The sequence below is a fragment of the Nonomuraea sp. NPDC050451 genome (assembly GCF_044458585.1).
Genome location: NZ_JBITHZ010000012.1, coordinates 224557 through 240316 on the forward strand (window position 1 = coordinate 224557; position 15760 = coordinate 240316).

The window sequence follows — 15760 nt, forward strand, 5'->3', positions numbered from 1 at the left end:
GGCCCGGTGGCAGCAGCGCGCCGCGCCCGCCGCGAGAGACCGTCGGCGCATGGTCACCTCACGAGCACGCGGCCGGTGGGCCGCGCTCCTGCTGGCCGGGCTCACCCCGGTCGTCGCCGAGCTCACGCTCGGCAATCCGCCCCTCCGCCAGGCGTGGCTGCTGCTGCTGTGGACGCCGATCTACGGCGCCGGCACCGTACTGATCCGCGAGCTGGTACGCCGTACCGGCCGGGGCCGGCCCGCCATCCTGCTGCTCGGGGCGGCGTACGGGATCGTGGAGGAAGGGCTTGCGCTGCAGGCGCTCACCAGCCCGACCATCTACGGCGTGGCCGACTGGGCCCCCAGGATCCTAGGCCTCAACAGCGCCTACACCGAGCTGAACATCCCCTACCATGCGGTCTTCAGCGTGGCGCTGCCGATCCTGCTGGTCGATCTCATCGTCCCGGCTCTTCGCCATCAGCCCTATCTGGGGCGGGCCGGGCTGGTCGTGTCAGGGGTGGTGTTCGTGCTGGGCGTCCTGCTGCTGCGGTGGACGGCGGCCTTCATCGACCCCGGCTACCAGGCGCCGCCGGTGGCGCTCGCGGCGTTCGTGCTGGCCATCGCGGTGCTCGCGGTGCTCGCGCTGCGGTCCGTCCCCCGCCCGCAGGTTCTGCCGGTCGCCGCGCCCCGGAGGGTTCCCGCGCCGCCGGTCGTCGCGTGCCTGGCCGGGGTGGTGGCGTTCGGATATCTCGCGCTGCTGTTCCCCTTCGGCGGCGCCCGGCACCCGGCCTTCACCCAAGGCGGCTGGGTGGTGGTCCCGATGGTGGCGGCGGCGCTCCTGGCGGTGGTGGCAGGGGTGCTGCTGCGCCGGTGGACGGCGCACGGCGGGTGGCGCGACCGGCACAGCCTGGCGCTGGCCGGTGGGGCGCTCGTGGCGCACACCGTGTTCGGGGTGATCGCCAACGGCGAGAACGCCACCGACCGCGTGTCGCTGGCCGTGCTCGGACTCGTCATGACCGGCCTGCTGGCCCTGCTCGCCCGGCGTACGCGGTGACGAACGCTTCAGGAACCAGCACCCCGCCCCGCTGCGCGCTGCTCGACTTTGAGACAGCGATCCAGGATCACGGTCACGCCGCCGTTCGCGGCGACGTTCACGAGGTCGTATTCGTCGCGCGCCCGGCAGCGCGCGATCGTCGCCGTCGCGATCGCCGCCCGGTCCCTGCGCCGCCCCTCGGCGGAGCGCCGCTCGTCGAGGCAGTCCTGGCCATGGCCCGCGGCGGCGTTCTCGTTGCGAGGGCTCAGCGGGTCCGCCGCACCAGTTCGCCGATCTCGGGAAGTACGGCGTCCGCGACCGAGATCTTCTCCTGGATCAGCCCGTTGGCGTGGAAGAGGTCGGCCGCGTGCTGCTGCTCGGCGACGAACTCCTCGCTGACCGGGTGCAACCCCCAGGGGCGGGTGCGCAGCGCGTGCTCCCAGGCGTCGAGGTCGCCGTCGAACAGGGCGGCCGCCTCGCGCGGGTGTTCAGCGGTCCAGCGGTCGGCCTCCTGGAGCGCGGTGACGATCCTGGCCAGCTCGTCGGGCCGCTCCCGCGCGAAGTCGCGGCGGGTGAACCAGAGCGAGCGGTGGCTGAACAGGCCGTCGGTCTCCACGAGCGTCCTGGTGCGCGACTCGACCGGGGTCAGGTACGGGTAGGAGCCCACCCAGGCGTCCACGTCGCCGTTCACCAGGAGTTCGGCGGCGTTGCCGTAGGCGTCCACGGGGACGATGTCGCCCCAGCCGAGCCCGGCGCGCTCCAGGGCCAGCAGCAGCAGCGTGGTCTGCCACGAGCCGTGCCCGAGCGCCACCCGCTTGCCCTTCAGCTCAGCCACGGAGCCGATCGGCGAGTCGTCCCGGACCACCAGGCGGCCGTTCTCGACCCGTGGCTCCGAGATCGCCACGTACACGATGTCGTGGCCCCTGGCCTGGGCGGTGACCGGGGGAGTGGAGCCGGTGCCGATGAAGTCGTACCCGCCGTCGAACAGATGGTCGCTGTGGGCGGACGGGAGCGCCCTGGTGGGATCGACCGGTGCGCCCCGGCCCAGCGCGTTCAGGTCCACCCACTCCACGCCGGGCAGCAGGTCGCGGTGGCGGGCCACCCACAAGGTGTTGTTCTGCGGGAAGAAGCCGACTCGGGTGGTCATGAGGTGCGTCCTTTCAGTAGCGGCAAGACATGGAGGCCCACGCGGCGGGCCTCTTCGAGATGGGGGATCCCGGCCAGGATGAAGGCGTCCACGCCGAGGTCCAGGAGCTGGTCGAGGCGTTCGGCGACCTGGTGGTAGTCGCCGACCAGGCCGAAGGCGGGACCGTCGCGCAACTGGCTGAACCCGCCCCACACGTTGGGGGCGACCTCCAGGCCGCGGGGGTCGTCACCGGCCTCGGCGAGGAAGGAGCGGCTGCGCCGCACGCCGACGGAGTCGCCCCCGCCGGAGCCGTCGCCGCGCGGCCTGGCCGCCCACCCCTGACGGATCTCCTCCCACGCCTCCTCCTCGTTTTCACGGGCCAGCACGTCCACGCGTACGGCGAACCGGGGCGGCGTGGCGCTGTGCGCGCGTACGGCGTCGAACTTCTCCGCCAGCGCGTCGAACGGCTCCAGCCATGACAGGTAGTAGTCGGCGTGACGGCCGGCGGCGTCGATGGCGGCGGGGGAGGAGCCGGAGAAGAAGATCTCCGGGAACGGCTGCCCGGCCAGTTCCTCCGGCAGCCCCGCGTCCTCCACCTGGTAGAAGCGGCCGTGATGGGTGTGCCCGCCCTCCCAGACGCCCTTGAGCACGTCCAGGAACTCCGAGGTCCGCGCGTAGCGGTCGTCGTGGTCCACCTTGTCGCCCCACCAGAGCTGCGCGGGACCACCGCCGCCGGAGATGACGTTGTAGACGATCCGGCCGCCGGTCGCCCGTTGCAGCGTGGCGGTCATCCGGGCCGCCTGCACCGGGTGCAGGAACCCGGGCTGGAAGGCCACCATGAAGCGGTAGGAGGTGGTCTCGCGGGCCAGCGTCGCGGCGGCCGCCCACGGGTCGTCGGTGTGCGGGAAGTTCGGCAGCAGCCCCCCGACGAAGCCGGACTCCTCGGCCGCCCGCGCGACCTCGGCCATGTAGTCGGCGTGCGTGTAGCCGTCGTCGCGGCCGTCCCGGGAGCCGGGGGCGGTGCCGCCCGGGGTGAAGCCGCCACGGCTGCGGACCCTGCGGCGCAGCGACGGCTGGTCGCCCTCCATGTGGATGCGCCAGTAGATGTCAACCGGCAAGAGCCTGCTCCTTGAGGTGCTCACCGAGGTGGTAGACGTCCTCGGTACGGACGAAGAACTCGCTCACGCCGCGGCGGGCGTACTCCTCCACGTGGTCGAGCGAGGCCAGGTGGACGCCGTAGCGCAGGCCCGGCAGCTCGGGGACGAGGGCGTCCAGGTCGTCGCCCTCGGCGAAGACGTGGACGTCCGCGTGCCGCCGCGACAGGGCGAGGGCCTCGGGAGAGGTGCCGGAGAGCTGCACCTCGGGAAAGGGCTGCGCCGACAGTGGCGGGCCGAAGCCGCCCGCGGCGACCTCGTAGAAGTCGCCCCGGAAGTCGAACGGGCCGCCGTGCCATACACCCTTGGCGACGGTCAGGAACTCGCCGGCGCGGGCATAGCGGTCGGGGCCGGTCAGGAAGTCGCCCTGCGCCCTGGCCGCGGCCGGGTCCAGGTCCACCGCGAGCCGCCAGCCCAGCCGGCCGGCGGCGAAGCGCTGCAGCGAGGCCGAGAGCTTGGCGGCGTAGACGGGGGTGGCGGCCGCGGCGTGGAACCCGGCGACCACGCGCAGGTGCCGGGTACGGCGCAGGACGTTCGCGGCGACGGTCAGAGACTCCTGCCCGCCGGGGTCGAACGGCATCAGCGCCCCCGCCAGCCCTGCCAGGTCCGCGGCCACGGCGGTCCGTCCCGCCGGATCGGCCAGGGCGGGCCGCACGTCGGTGACGAACGCGGGCAGCTCCGGCGCGGCGGTGCCCCTGGTGGGGAGGACGGCGTGGAAGCGGGACGTCGCGGGGTGGGTCGTGCTGTGGCCGGTCATGTCAGATCTTTCCTAGGAGTTCGGCGGAAACGGGCGGCGTCCTGACCGGGCGCGCCGACTGCCCCGTCTCTTCGAGGAACGCGGGCGGCGGCAGGTGGTACGGAGGCTCCGCCCCGGCGGGCAGCGGTCCCGGCCCCCGTTCACGGGCGGCGAACTCCTCCCGGACCGCCGCCAGCGTCTCGGGCTGCTCGACCAGCGTGACGGCCGCCGCGGCCAGGTAGCGGGCGGCGGCCAGCAGCCCGGCGTGGGCGATCGTGGTGCCGGTGGAGGCCGTGGCCGCCCATGAGTGCAGCGGCACGCCGATCGGGACCACCGCCGCCGTCAGGCTGAGGTGCGGCGCCGTCCAGCTCACCTCCGACGTGTCGCTGGACGGCCCGCCCAGGTCCGGCTCGACGGGCGCCCGCCCGGTTGCCGAGCCCCTCTCTGATCGCCGTCACGAGCCGGTGTTCGAGCCGGGTCTGGCTCGCGACGGCGGCGGCCGCGGCGCAGGCCACGACCTTGTCATAGAGGGTCCTGGCCCGCTCGTGGGTGGCCTCGCGGACGTAGACCCACAACGTCTGCAGGTCGGGGGTGACGTTGGGGGCGCCGCCGCCGCCGATCGCGTAGCCGATCCGGCCCGACGGGGAGACGTTGCCCGCGCGCAGCCGCTCGATCATGCCGGTCAGCAGGAGCACGCCGTCCAGGCCGCTCCGGGTGCCCAGCGGGTTCGAGCCGTGGCCGGGCGAGCCGAGGAAGGAGAACGTGGCCGAGTACAGCGCGCTGGTGACGTCCCAGCCCGTTCCGGTGACGGGAGCGGGATGCCAGTCGAGGAAGGCGTCGAGGCCGTCGTACGCGCCGTCGCGCACCGCGTACGCCTTGCCGACGAGCTGCTCCTCGCCCGTGGAGGCGAACACTTTGATCGTCGCCCGGCCGCGCAGGACCCTGGCGGCGGCGATGGCCGCGCCGGTCGACGCCGCCGCCAGGGCGTTGTGGCCGCACCCGTGGCCGTGACCGTACGCGGGGGCGTACTCGTCGCCCTCGAACACGGTGGGCTCGTGGCGAGGCACGCCCGCGCGCTGGGACAGGCCGGGCAGCGCGTCGTACTCGACGTTGAAGCCGAGCACGGGGCCGCTGTCACCGGAGGTGGCGACGAAGGCGGCCGGCAGACCGGCGGTGCCCCACGAGATCGTGAAGCCGTGCGCACGCAGCAACTCGGCGGTGGCCGGCGCGGAGCGCCACTCGCGCAGCGACGGCTCGGCGTAGGCCCAGATCCGGTCCGCGAGCCGGGTCAGTACGGGCGCGTTCTCGTCGATCCACGCGGTCGCCCCGGTGCCCGGTGCCCGGCGCGCAGCCCGGACCGGCGCGGTCGCGGCCCTCGGTGCGCGGGGCGCAGGGCGGACCGGCGTGGTCGCGGCCCTCGGTGTGCGGGGTGCGGGCGGGGTCGGCGCGGTCACCGTGCCACCTCCGCGCGCGGCGTGCCCGCGTGGGTGTCGACGCCGAGGTCGGCGAGGAGGCGGCGGCGCAGCTCGACGAAGACGGGGTCCGTCCTGTCGCGCGGACGGTCGAGGCCGACCTGCAGGTCCGTGACGAACCTGCCCCCGCGCAGCACCGCGATCCGGTCGGCGAGCAGGATCGCCTCCTCGACGTCGTGCGTGACCAGCACCACGGCCGGGCGGTGCCGGGCGCACAACTCGGCGATCAGGTCCTGCATGTGCAGCCGGGTGAGCGCGTCGAGCGCGGCGAACGGCTCGTCCAGCAGGAGCAGCTCCGGCTCGCGCACCAGGGCCCTGGCCAGCGCCACCCGCTGGGCCTCGCCCCCGGACAGCGTCGCGGGCCAGGCGTCGGCGTGCCGGCTCAGGCCGACCTCCGCCAGGGCCTCGAGCCCCTTGGCGCGGGCGGAGCGGCCCTGGCCGATGATCACGTTCGCGAGCGCGCGCTTGGAGGGGATGAGCCGCGGCTCCTGGAAGACGACCGTGCGCACCGGGGGCACGAGCACGCTTCCGCCGGTGGCGGCGTCCAGGCCGGCCAGGATGCGCAGCAGCGTGGTCTTCCCCGTGCCACTCGCGCCGAGCAGCGCGAGGAACTCGCCGCGGCGCACGTCCAGGTCCACTCCGTCGAGCACGGCGCGCTCGCCGAAGACCTTGCGCAGCCCTCTCGTCCGTACGGCGAGGCCCAACGATTCGGGACTCATCGGATGCTCACCGCCCTGCGCCAGGGCATCGTCCCCCGCTCGATCAGCCGCAGCGCCAGGTCGGCCAGCAGCCCGATCACGGCGTAGAGCAGCACGCACAGCGCCAGGATGTCGGTACGCAGGTAGTCGGTGGCCCGGGCCATCAGGTAGCCGAGCCCGGCCGTCACGTTGATCTCCTCGGCCGCGATCAGCGCGATCACGCTGAGCGTGGTGGCCAGGCGAAGCCCGGCGAAGACCGACGGCAGCGCCCCCGGCAGCACGACCTCGCGGGCGATCGCGAGCCGGCCGAGGCCGAACGAGCGAGCCGCCTCGACGACCTTGCGGTCCACGTTGCGCACGCCGCTGGAGACGTTGACGTACATGGGGAAGGTGCAGGCCACGCCGATCAGCAGGATCTTGGAGGCCTCCTCGATCCCGAACCAGACGATGAACAGCGAGGTCAGCGCCAGGAAGGGGATGGCGCGCAGCGCCTGCATCGAGGAGTCCACGAGCTCCTCGCCGAGCCGGGTGAAGCCGGAGACGACGCCGAGCAGCAGGCCGGTGGAGGCGCCCAGCACCAGGCCGAGGCCGGCCCGGGTGACGGATACGCGCAGCGCCTCCGGGAGCTGGCCGTCGGCCCACAGCTCGCCGAAGGTCTTGACGACGTCTTGGGGGCCGGCGAGCACGTCCTTGGTGAGGGCGCCGGAGGCGGTGGCCGCGTACCAGGCCGCCAGCAGCAGGACGGGGCCGATGGCCCGCAGCGCGAACGTCAGCGCGGGCGCGCGTCCGGCGGCACGGGGCGGGTTCGGGGCGACGAGCCCCTGCACTGCGGCGCTCATTGCTTCGCGTTCCCGAGCGTCGTCACGTCCACGACGTGCTGGGAGACGTCCAGTGGCGCGGTGAGCACCTTCTGGTCGAGGAAGAACTTCGCGACATCCTGATATTTCGCGATCTCGGGGGCGGTGACCGCCTGGGCGGGCTTGCCCTTCTTCTGGATGTCGACCACCAGGTCCTTCTGCTTGCCCTGCACGGCCTGCGGGCCCGCCTGGGTGAAGACGTTCAGGTACGCCGCCGGGTCGGCGATCTCCTTCGCGCTGCCCTCCTTGATGAACTCGAACAGCGCCTTGACCACCTCGGGATGCTCGTCGAGCAGCTTGTTGGCGGCCACGTAGATCACGTGGTTGTCGGACTTGATGGCCTCGCCGTCGGCCAGGATCCGGGCGTCCAGGTCGGTGACGGCGGGGATGAGGAAGGTGGAGAACGTCGACCAGGCGTCCACCTTGCCCGAGCCGAAGACCGGTGCGGTCTGCGGCGGCGGCAAGTAGACGCGCTTGACCTTGTCCACCGGTACGTTGAACGTCCGCAGCGCCTTGAGCAGCAGATACTCGCTGGTGCCGCCGTGCCCGACGGCCACGCTGCGCCCGGCCAGGTCCGCGACGGACTTGATCGGCGAGCCGTTCTTGACCACGATCCCCTCGCCGGCGAGGTCGGGCGGCACCGTGGCGAAGATCTTGAAGCTGGGCTTGACGGCCAGTGCGGTGACGCCGGAGGTGATCGAGCCGGTCGCGATGTCGAGCGAGCCGGCGTTGATGGCCTGGGCGGCGGGGGCGAAGACGGAGAAGTCGCCGGCCCACTTGACCTTGGCGTTGACCTTGGCCAGGGCGGCGTCCAGGCTGCCGTCCTTCTTCGCGACGGCCAGGAAACCGCTGTTGCCCGGGTCGGAGATCCGGACGACCACCTGCTCCTGGGCGGTGGTGGCGCCGGTGCCGCCGCCGCAGGCCGCGGCCAGGAGGACGAGAGGGACGGCGAGCAGCAGCTTACGCATGGGTGACTCCTTGGAGCGGGGTGTGGTCGGCCCAGGCCGCGACGTCCACGGGGGATTCGAGGAAGCGGTGGCCGTGCAGGAAGTGCTCCTGCTCGGCCAGCAGGTCGAGGCGTTCGGGCGACAGGTCCAGGTGGAGCGAGGCGCCGGGGACGTAGGCGGCGGCCACGCCGGTCGCGCCCGCGCCGGTCTCGGCGCCGAGGATCCTGGCGACCTCCGCCGGGCGATCGGCGGCCCAGTCGGCCGCCCGCAGCAGGACGCCGAGGAAGCGGGTGACCACGTCGGGATGCTCGTCGAGCAGGCGCTGGTGCACGGTGATCGGCCGTGGGGTGCCGTTGTTCACCCGCGCCCGCCGGTCCGGCACGGCGTCGAGGTCGATGCCGACCTCCGCGCCATGGCGCAGGGCGGCCTCGACGGCGAGCGCGCCCTTGACGTAGACCGCGTCCACCTCGCCGGCGGCCAGCGCGGCCAGCTCGGCCTCCCACTGGCCGCCGCCCGGCTCGGCCGCGACGTCCACCAGCTCGGCGTCGCCGAGGCCGAGCCCGGCCAGAGACAGGGCTCCGTGGAAGCCGCGCAGGGCCATGGCCCGCCAGAAGTCGATCGCGATGCGGTGCCGGGGAACGGCCAGGCGCAGGCCCTTGAGCTGCTCGGGGCGCTCCAGGGCGGTGCCGGCGCGGACCAGGACGGCCTGGTGCTCCTCGATCCAGGTGAGCCCGACGAGCCGGGTGGCCTCGCCGCGGGAGCGCGCCCAGAGCGCGGGCACGTTGCCGCCCTCGCGGAACAGGCCGGTCAGGGCGTGGGTGTAGTGCGTCTCGCGGGGGACGTCAGGCGAGTCGTCCTGCAGGGACCGGACCTCGATCCCGTCGGCGGCGAACTCCCCGGCCAGCCAGCCCTGGTCCGCCGCGATGCCCGTCGCGGTGGGCACGGGACAGCGGGTGAACCAGATGGTGTCGAGTGCGGCGGTGGTCATGGAGGAGAGTTTGCTTGTAAGTTGGTAGGAAATACAAAAAATATCCCGCGATGCGGGAAGCATTCCCGGCCGGATCGGCTCTCACCTGGTCACGGCCCTCCCTACTCGGAAGACGGAGTTTCCCGCATGGCAGCAGAAGGCGGCGTGCAGTCCGTGCGCAGGGCGATCGGCATGCTCGACTGCTTCGGCGGCGGGGACGCCTCGCTCGGCCTGTCCGACCTCTCGCGCAGGATGGGGCTGTCCACCTCGACCACGCACCGCCTGGCCAGGACGCTGACCGCCGCGGGCTTCCTGGAGCAGGAGGCGCGCACGGGCCGCTACCGGCTCGGGCCGTCGATCACCGAGCTGGGGCAGCTCTCCTTCCACCGGCGCGGCCTGCACCGCATCCCGTCCGAGCTGGCGGAGCTGGCCCGGATCACCTCCGCCACCGTGGACCTGGCCGTCCGCAACGACAGGCACGCCGTCATCTTGAGCGGCGGCTCGCTCAACCCCGACAGCGGCATCGGCCTGCGCCGCCCGTTGCACTCCACGGCGCTGGGCAAGGTCCTGCTGGCCTGGGACCCGGAGGGCAGGGCGGACCTGGAGGCGCTCGGACCCCTGCGGGCGCTGACCGGCCGTACGATCGTGGACCACGGCGAGCTGCGCGCCGAGCTGGACCGCGTGCGCGAGGCCGGGTACGCGCTCAACGACGGGGAGTCGGGCGACGGCATCCGCACGGTCGCGGTACCGGTGCTCGACCGGCAGGGCCACGCGCGGTACGCGCTGGCCGTGCGCTCCACGCCTCTGGTCATGAGCGACGCGCGGATCGACTGGTTCGTCACGCACGCGCGAGCCTGCGCCCGTGCGCTGGAAGTGCTGCTGATCCCGCCCGCCGAGCGCCGGTTGCGCACCTCCTGAGCGAGACGGCCCATCCCGTCTCCCGGGTACCCGGCCTGTACCTGTTCGCGCCGTCGGTGGTGCTCATGCTGGAGCTGACCGCGCTGGGCATCGTGTTCGGGTCCGTGCTGGGTACGGCGCTGGCGCTGATGCGGCTCTCGCCCAACCGGCTGCTGTCGTCGCGGTGGACCATGGGGGCCTGCCGCGGCAGGAGTCATGAGCGAGCTCACCGCGGAGGTGCGGCTGGTCCCCATGTCGCACCCGGCCGCCGCGCCCGCTGCCGGCCGGACTGCACCTCCCGGTACGGGCCCGACGACGAGCTGACGAGGTATCCGGAAGCCGAGTTCGCGCCGCCGTACGGTGCGTTCGTGATCGTGGTGTCCGGCGGCGAGACCGTGGCCGGCGGGGCGTTCCGCCGCTACGACGCGGCTACCGCCGGATCTACCTGACCGCCGGGCCGCGCCAGCCCGAGGCCGTGCGCCCCTATCTGGCCAGCGGCTACGACCCGCAGTTCGACGTCGCCGACCGCCCCGCGCAGGGCCCGCGCGCCTTCGTCAACGATCTGCACCTTCGCACGTGAAAGGCCATACTGAAGGATTCCGGCAAAGCGAGTAGGAAAAGTTGACTATGTGCGCCGTGAGATCGTACATTACCGGCATGATTGAGGACCGCGACGCGGCCGTCCGCACGGATCTCCCGGGGGACGTGCACTGGTACGACCTCCCGGACGACGAGGTCGAGCTCGACCAGGAGGAGCAGCCCTCCGCGCCGCGGCGACCCTGGTGGCGGTGGTCGGCATCCCCCGCGGCTGACGGCGGCTGAAAGGAAACGTTCAAAGGAAGGTCGTCGTCCGTGCCCAGCCTCGAGCCGTCGCCTGGTCCCGCGATCATGTCGACCGACGAGAACGCCGTCTGCTCCCCGGCCCCGATCCCGCCGCGGTCGCGGTCGAGCCGCCGGCAGTGGGGGAGGGGTACTGGGCGGGTGCGCCCAGCGCGGTGGCCGCGGACGGGCTGATCTACCTCGCTCACCGGCTGCGCCGCCCGGTCGGGCAGGGGCGTGGGTACGCCGTCGTGGCCGCCCGCTCGGCGGACGGCGAGCGCTTCGAGACGCTGACCACCGTCACCCGCGAGCAGATGGACGCCGAGTCCCTGGAGCGCCCCTCGCTGGTACGCCTGCCGGACGGGCGCTGGCGGCTGTACCTGAGCTGCGCCACCACCGGCACCAAGCACTGGCGGGTGGAGGCGGCCGACCCGGCGGCGTTCGACTGTCGTCGGCGAAGTAGGGGATGAGCAGCCGGCGCTGCTCCCAGGACAGGGGGCGCCGGGTCGCGGCGCTGGAGCAGGGCTTCGACCGGCTCGGTCAGGGCGGCGGGCCGTCAGTCGTCCTGGCATTCGTCAAGTAGCCCTATTTTCCTACCGAAAATGTGGGATAATCAAGGCCCGACTCTTGAAACCCGGGAGAACCCGTGTCCATCTCCACCCATACGCCGGTCTACGCGAGCCCCGTAGACCACATCGCGTACGGTCACTACGGCCCCGGCCGCCCGCACCTCTCGCCCGACTGGAACCGCCCGATCTATCCCTTCCAGGGCCGCGTCACCGCCGACGGCTCCAGCGGATTCCGCGCCGAGCCCGGCCGCTACCACCTCTACGTCGCCTGGGTCTGCCCGTACGCCCACCGCGCCGCCATCGTCCGCAAGCTCAAGGGTCTGGAGGGCGTGGTCTCGCTGTCATACGTCGACGACGAGCGCGACGGCCGCGGCTGGGCGTTCAGGGAGCGCCGCGGCCCCGACCCGGTCAACGGCTTCACCCTGCTGGAGCAGGCCTACGAGGCCACCGAGCACGGGTACGGCGGCCATATCTCGGTGCCCGTGCTCTGGGACCGGCGGACGGGCGGGATCGTCAGCAACAACTTCCCCGACATCACCATCGACCTGGCCACCCAGTTCGAGCAGTGGGCCGACACCTCCGTCGACCTCTACCCGGACGCGCTCCGCCCGGAGATCAACAAGCTCAACGGCTGGATCTACCACGACATCAACGCCGGCGTCTCCCGCGTGGCGCGCGCCACCACCGGGGAAGACCGCGAGAACGAGCGCCACCGCGTCATCGCGGCCCTGGAGCGGCTGGACGAGCGCCTGGCCGGGCAGCGGTTCCTGACCGGCGACACGATCACCGAGGCGGACGTGCGGCTGTGGGTGACGCTGGCCAGGTTCGACTCCGAGTACAACCGCGGCGACCTCATCAGCGAGCGGACGCTGGCCGACTTCGAGCACCTGTGGCCGTACGCCCGCGACCTCTACCAGCGGCCGGCCTTCAGGGAGACGACCGAGGGGCTGTCCGCGGCCTGGGACGCGCCGCACGGGCGGGGCCGATGACGCCCAAACAGGTCCATCTGGCGACCTGGCCGCCCTGGGCGGCCGGTTCGACACCCCGCTCGACCCCGTGACCCCCGCTGACCGGACGAGAAAGACCATGAGCACCCTACGCGAGTACCTGTCACACAAACGCGCGGCCCTGCTGGCCCGCCGGGAGGCGCCCGCCGCCGGGCCGGTTCCGCTCCATGCCCACGTCACCGCCGAGGGCCGCAGCGGGATCCGCCGCATCAGGATCAGGGACTTCCAGATCATCAGCGACAGCGGTCCCGACTTCGCCGGCTACGACCTTGGCCCCACCTCGCCCGAGCTGCAGGCCGGCGTTCTGGGCAGCTGCGTCACGCACATCTTCCTGATCAAGGCGGCCGAGCTGGCGGTGCCCGTCGACGCGCTGGAAGTGGACGTCCGGGCCGAGTACGACCCCAGGGCCCAGCAGCCGGGCGAGGGCGACGTTCCCGTGTACCCGCACAACTTCGCCTATGAGGTGCTGATCGACTCGCCCGCCTCGGACGAGGAGCTGGCGAAGTTGCATGCCGAGGTCGAGAGGGTGTGCCCCATACTCAACCTGATCCGCAACCCGCAGCCGGTCAGCGGAACGCTGGTCCGGACCCGGGCCGGAGTGCCACCGGTCTGACGGACAGGCGCCGGCGCGCACGCCTTGCGGCCGGCGCCCAGCCGTCTAGTGCCGGGGCCGCCAGCCGAGCTCGGGGCCCAGCCTGGTGGCGAGGTCGGTGAGGATCTGCACGTAGTCCTCATGATCGAAGGTGAACGGCAGCGCGAACGCGACCTCGTCGATCTCCTGGAAGGCGGCATGGTCGTAGAGGCGTTCGGCGATCTCGGCGGAGCTGCCGACGAGGTCGGGCGCGAACATCATCCGTGCCGGTCCCTGGGGTGTGGTGGTCCGGGGCGTGCGTTTGTCGGCGTATTCCTTGTACCTGGCCCGCTGCTCGGACGAGGCCGAGTCCGTGGGGATGACGACCAGGCCCTGGGAGACCCGGGCGCGGTCGCCGTCGGGATGGCGCGCGCGGAACTCCCGTACGTGGGAGAGCTGGATCTCGGCGAAATCCTCCGACTCCTCCGCCTTCACGACGCTGCTGGTCAGGAAGTTCATGGCGTGCTCACCCGCCCACCGGGCCGAGCGCAGGCTTCCGCCGCCGTACCACATGCGGCTGCCGAGGCCGGGGGAGTGCGGCTGGACCCGTTCCGAGAAGACCTCGAAGCCCTCGGTCCCGTGGAAGCCGGTGGCCGGCTCGCCGCGGACGAAGCCCAGGAGCCGTCGCACGCGTTCGTGGCTGAAGTCCTCGGCCTCGGCCGTGTCGGGATAGAGGGCGTCCTTGACCTGGTCGTAGTGGAACGGCGGGCCCACGCTGACGCCCGGATTGAGTCGTCCCCCGGACAGGACGTCCACCGTGGCCAGGTCTTCGGCGAGCCGCAGCGGATTCTCCCAGCCCAAGGGGATGACCGCCGTGCCCAGTTCGATGCGGCTGGTGCGCTGGGAGGCCGCCGCCAGGACGGCGACCGGGGAGGAGATGCCGTACTGCAGGTGGCGGTGCCGTACCCACGCGCTGTCGAACCCCAGTCGTTCGCCCAGCTCGATGATCTCGAGCGTCGTCTCGTGGCCGCGCCGCGGGTCGGCCTCGTCGAACAACCCGATCGTCAGGAAGCCCAGCTTCCGCAGCGGTTGCGAGGACAGCGGCATACAGATCCCCCCTCAATCCTTTATTTCATCCCAAGATAGCGGGGAATGCTCGTGCCGAGCGTTCAGGGCTTGCGGCGGGCGCCTCGGTTGCGTGAACGATAGCCGGCGATCTTCGCCAGGTTTCCGCAGCGTTCCATGGAGCACCAGCGCCGGCGTCGCGCCTGCGAGTCGTCGAGGAACAGCAGCGAACAGTCGTCGTTCTCGCATTCCTTGACCCGGTCCACGAGCGGGCCGCCGACCAGCAGCACAGCGTCGCGGGAGACGGTCGCCAGAACGGCGGAGGCGACGTCGCCCGTCTGCGCGCGCATAGCCGTGCCCGCGCCGCTGTGAACGAGCTGGGGCGCGAGATCCGGGCGCGCGGCGGCCTGGTTGATCTCGGTGAGGTCGGCCGGGTCCGGGCTCTGGCCGTTCCTCGCGGAGGTCAGGAGCCGATAGAGCGCCTCGCGCAGCTTCCGGGCCGCGGCCAGCGCCTCCTGCGAGATCGTCGGCTCCTCGGGCTGCAGCCCGGCCTCGACGATCCAGCGGCCGAAAGCGGCGGGGTCGGGCAGCCGCTCGACGGGCACCGAGTGGCGTTTGCCGAGCGTGGCGACGAAGTCGAGGCAGGGGCGCCCGCCGATGAACGGGAACGCCAGCACGGCGTCGTCCGCGTCAGGCATGGTCATGCGTCGATCGTACCGCCCGACACTGGTTCAGATGGTGTCGGCGGGAACCGGGGGAAGCGCGTCAGGTCACCTCGGGGACGGACGCGGCTACGGTTGGCTGCCCGCCCTGCGGCGGCGCGCGTCCGGCCAGGTCGTGCGTACGAGGTTGATGGGGCGACGGGCCGTCGGGCTGTGCGGACCGGAGGCGGCGCGGTTCTTCTATGACGAAGACCGCGTCCGCCGGCACGCGGCCGTGCCCGAGCCTGTCAAGAGCACGTTGCTGGGAGACGGCGCCGTGCACACGCTGGACGCCGACCACCACCGTGTACGCAAGGCGATGTTCATGTCGCTGTTGACCGGTGCGGGTGTCCCCTCCCTGGTGACGCATGCCACCGAATGCTGGGACGAGGCGGTCGACACGTGGGCTCGCGGCCGGCAGGTCGTACTCTTCGACGAGGTCGCCAAGGTCCTGACCCGGGCGGTGTGCCGGTGGGCGGGCGTGCCGCTGGACGAGTCCGAGGTGCCGGCTCTGGCGGCGGACCTCACGGCCACGGTCGACGGGTTCGGCAGCGGCGGGCCCCGGCAGTGGCGGGCTCGGCTGGCCCGCGTCCGCCGTGAGGCGTGGCTGGGCGACCTCATCGGGCAGGTACGCGGCGGCACCGTGACGGCGGCGAAGGGCTCGGTCCTCGAGGTGGTCTCGGGTCACCGCGACGCCGACGGCAAGCTGCTCGACCCGCGGGTGGCGGCGGTGGAGGTGCTCAACGTCATCCGCCCGGCTGTGGCCGTGTGCTGGTTCGTGACGTTCGCGGCTCATGCGCTGCACCGCTGGCCTGAGCACCGTGCCGCGTTGCGGAGCGGCGATCCGTCCTTCGCCGAAGCGTTCGCGCACGAGGTCCGCCGCTTCTATCCGTTCGCGCCCTTCGTCGCGGGCAGGGCGGTCCGTGAGCTGTCCTGGGCGGGGGAGCCTATCCCCGAGGGCTGTCTGGTGCTGCTGAACGTCTACGGGCAGAACCACGATCCCGGGCTGTGGGAAGAGCCCTACACCTTCGACCCCGGCCGGTTCGTCGGCCGGCGGATCGGCGCCTTCGACCTGATCCCGCAGGGGGCTTCGTGATGGCCGTCCCTCTGCGATCACGCGACAGCGCGCCGGTGCCGGTACGACGCACAAAGCCGGGAAGGG

Annotated in this window: 18 protein-coding genes; 8 read left to right on the forward strand and 10 right to left on the reverse strand. The window is 72.5% G+C overall.

Annotated features, from left to right (window positions below):
• Positions 1 to 49 precede the first annotated feature (49 nt).
• A complete protein-coding gene (locus ACIBI9_RS33000) occupies positions 50 to 1033 on the forward strand; it encodes a hypothetical protein (protein WP_397227694.1) in 984 nt (327 codons plus the stop codon).
• Between the two features lie 244 nt (positions 1034 to 1277).
• Here ACIBI9_RS33000 and ACIBI9_RS33005 read toward each other — a convergent pair whose 3' ends face one another.
• From ACIBI9_RS33005 to ACIBI9_RS33040, 8 genes are all read right to left on the reverse strand, one after another.
• Complete coding sequence (locus ACIBI9_RS33005) at positions 1278 to 2159, reverse strand: ABC transporter substrate-binding protein (protein ID WP_397227696.1); 882 nt, start codon at positions 2157 to 2159, stop codon at positions 1278 to 1280.
• Complete coding sequence (locus ACIBI9_RS33010) at positions 2156 to 3256, reverse strand: LLM class flavin-dependent oxidoreductase (RefSeq protein WP_397227698.1); 1101 nt, start codon at positions 3254 to 3256, stop codon at positions 2156 to 2158. Before ACIBI9_RS33010 ends, ACIBI9_RS33005 begins: the two co-directional genes overlap by 4 nt.
• Positions 3246 to 4049 (reverse strand): LLM class flavin-dependent oxidoreductase, encoded by an 804-nt coding sequence (locus ACIBI9_RS33015; protein WP_397227700.1) that lies wholly within the window; start codon positions 4047 to 4049, stop codon positions 3246 to 3248. The genes ACIBI9_RS33010 and ACIBI9_RS33015 overlap by 11 nt, the downstream gene beginning before the upstream one ends.
• A gap of 140 nt (positions 4050 to 4189) precedes the next feature.
• Positions 4190 to 5482: a hypothetical protein gene (locus ACIBI9_RS33020; RefSeq protein ID WP_397227702.1), complete on the reverse strand. Its 1293-nt coding sequence runs from the start codon at positions 5480 to 5482 to the stop codon at positions 4190 to 4192.
• On the reverse strand, positions 5479 to 6219 hold the full coding sequence (locus ACIBI9_RS33025) for an ABC transporter ATP-binding protein (RefSeq protein ID WP_397227704.1): 741 nt from the start codon (positions 6217 to 6219) through the stop codon (positions 5479 to 5481). The genes ACIBI9_RS33020 and ACIBI9_RS33025 overlap by 4 nt, the downstream gene beginning before the upstream one ends.
• Entirely contained in the window at positions 6216 to 7037 is an 822-nt protein-coding gene (locus ACIBI9_RS33030; RefSeq protein WP_397227706.1) for an ABC transporter permease, read from the reverse strand. Before ACIBI9_RS33030 ends, ACIBI9_RS33025 begins: the two co-directional genes overlap by 4 nt.
• A complete protein-coding gene (locus tag ACIBI9_RS33035; protein WP_397227708.1) occupies positions 7034 to 8023 on the reverse strand; it encodes an ABC transporter substrate-binding protein in 990 nt (329 codons plus the stop codon). The genes ACIBI9_RS33030 and ACIBI9_RS33035 overlap by 4 nt, the downstream gene beginning before the upstream one ends.
• On the reverse strand, positions 8016 to 8990 hold the full coding sequence (locus ACIBI9_RS33040; protein WP_397227710.1) for an ABC transporter substrate-binding protein: 975 nt from the start codon (positions 8988 to 8990) through the stop codon (positions 8016 to 8018). The genes ACIBI9_RS33035 and ACIBI9_RS33040 overlap by 8 nt, the downstream gene beginning before the upstream one ends.
• A 126-nt stretch (positions 8991 to 9116) precedes the next feature.
• Between ACIBI9_RS33040 and ACIBI9_RS33045 the strand changes: the two genes are divergently transcribed.
• The 6 genes from ACIBI9_RS33045 (at position 9117) to ACIBI9_RS33070 (ending at position 12874) form a co-directional block, all read left to right on the forward strand.
• On the forward strand, positions 9117 to 9887 hold the full coding sequence (locus ACIBI9_RS33045; RefSeq protein WP_397227712.1) for an IclR family transcriptional regulator: 771 nt from the start codon (positions 9117 to 9119) through the stop codon (positions 9885 to 9887).
• Positions 9888 to 9952: 65 nt separating this feature from the next.
• Positions 9953 to 10315, forward strand: coding sequence for a hypothetical protein (locus ACIBI9_RS33050; protein ID WP_397227714.1), 363 nt, complete (start codon positions 9953 to 9955; stop codon positions 10313 to 10315).
• A 208-nt stretch (positions 10316 to 10523) separates the two neighbouring features.
• Entirely contained in the window at positions 10524 to 10688 is a 165-nt protein-coding gene (locus ACIBI9_RS33055) for a hypothetical protein (protein WP_397227716.1), read from the forward strand.
• A 137-nt stretch (positions 10689 to 10825) separates the two neighbouring features.
• Positions 10826 to 11155, forward strand: a complete 330-nt coding sequence (locus tag ACIBI9_RS33060; protein WP_397227718.1) for a hypothetical protein — start codon at positions 10826 to 10828, stop codon at positions 11153 to 11155.
• A 176-nt stretch (positions 11156 to 11331) separates the two neighbouring features.
• Positions 11332 to 12243, forward strand: coding sequence for a glutathione S-transferase C-terminal domain-containing protein (locus ACIBI9_RS33065; RefSeq protein WP_397227720.1), 912 nt, complete (start codon positions 11332 to 11334; stop codon positions 12241 to 12243).
• Between the two features lie 97 nt (positions 12244 to 12340).
• Complete coding sequence (locus tag ACIBI9_RS33070) at positions 12341 to 12874, forward strand: OsmC family protein (RefSeq protein WP_397227722.1); 534 nt, start codon at positions 12341 to 12343, stop codon at positions 12872 to 12874.
• A gap of 45 nt (positions 12875 to 12919) precedes the next feature.
• Here the strand turns inward: ACIBI9_RS33070 and ACIBI9_RS33075 are convergent, their stop codons facing one another.
• Positions 12920 to 13939, reverse strand: coding sequence for an LLM class flavin-dependent oxidoreductase (locus ACIBI9_RS33075; RefSeq protein WP_397227724.1), 1020 nt, complete (start codon positions 13937 to 13939; stop codon positions 12920 to 12922).
• 62 nt (positions 13940 to 14001) lie between these two features.
• On the reverse strand, positions 14002 to 14601 hold the full coding sequence (locus ACIBI9_RS33080) for a CGNR zinc finger domain-containing protein (RefSeq protein ID WP_397227726.1): 600 nt from the start codon (positions 14599 to 14601) through the stop codon (positions 14002 to 14004).
• Between the two features lie 31 nt (positions 14602 to 14632).
• On the opposite strand from ACIBI9_RS33080, the gene ACIBI9_RS33085 reads away from it, so the two are divergent.
• The gene (locus ACIBI9_RS33085) at positions 14633 to 15694 is read left to right on the forward strand and encodes a cytochrome P450 (protein WP_397227728.1); all 1062 of its coding nucleotides are present in this window, start codon (positions 14633 to 14635) and stop codon (positions 15692 to 15694) included.
• The last annotated feature ends 66 nt before the right edge of the window (positions 15695 to 15760 follow it).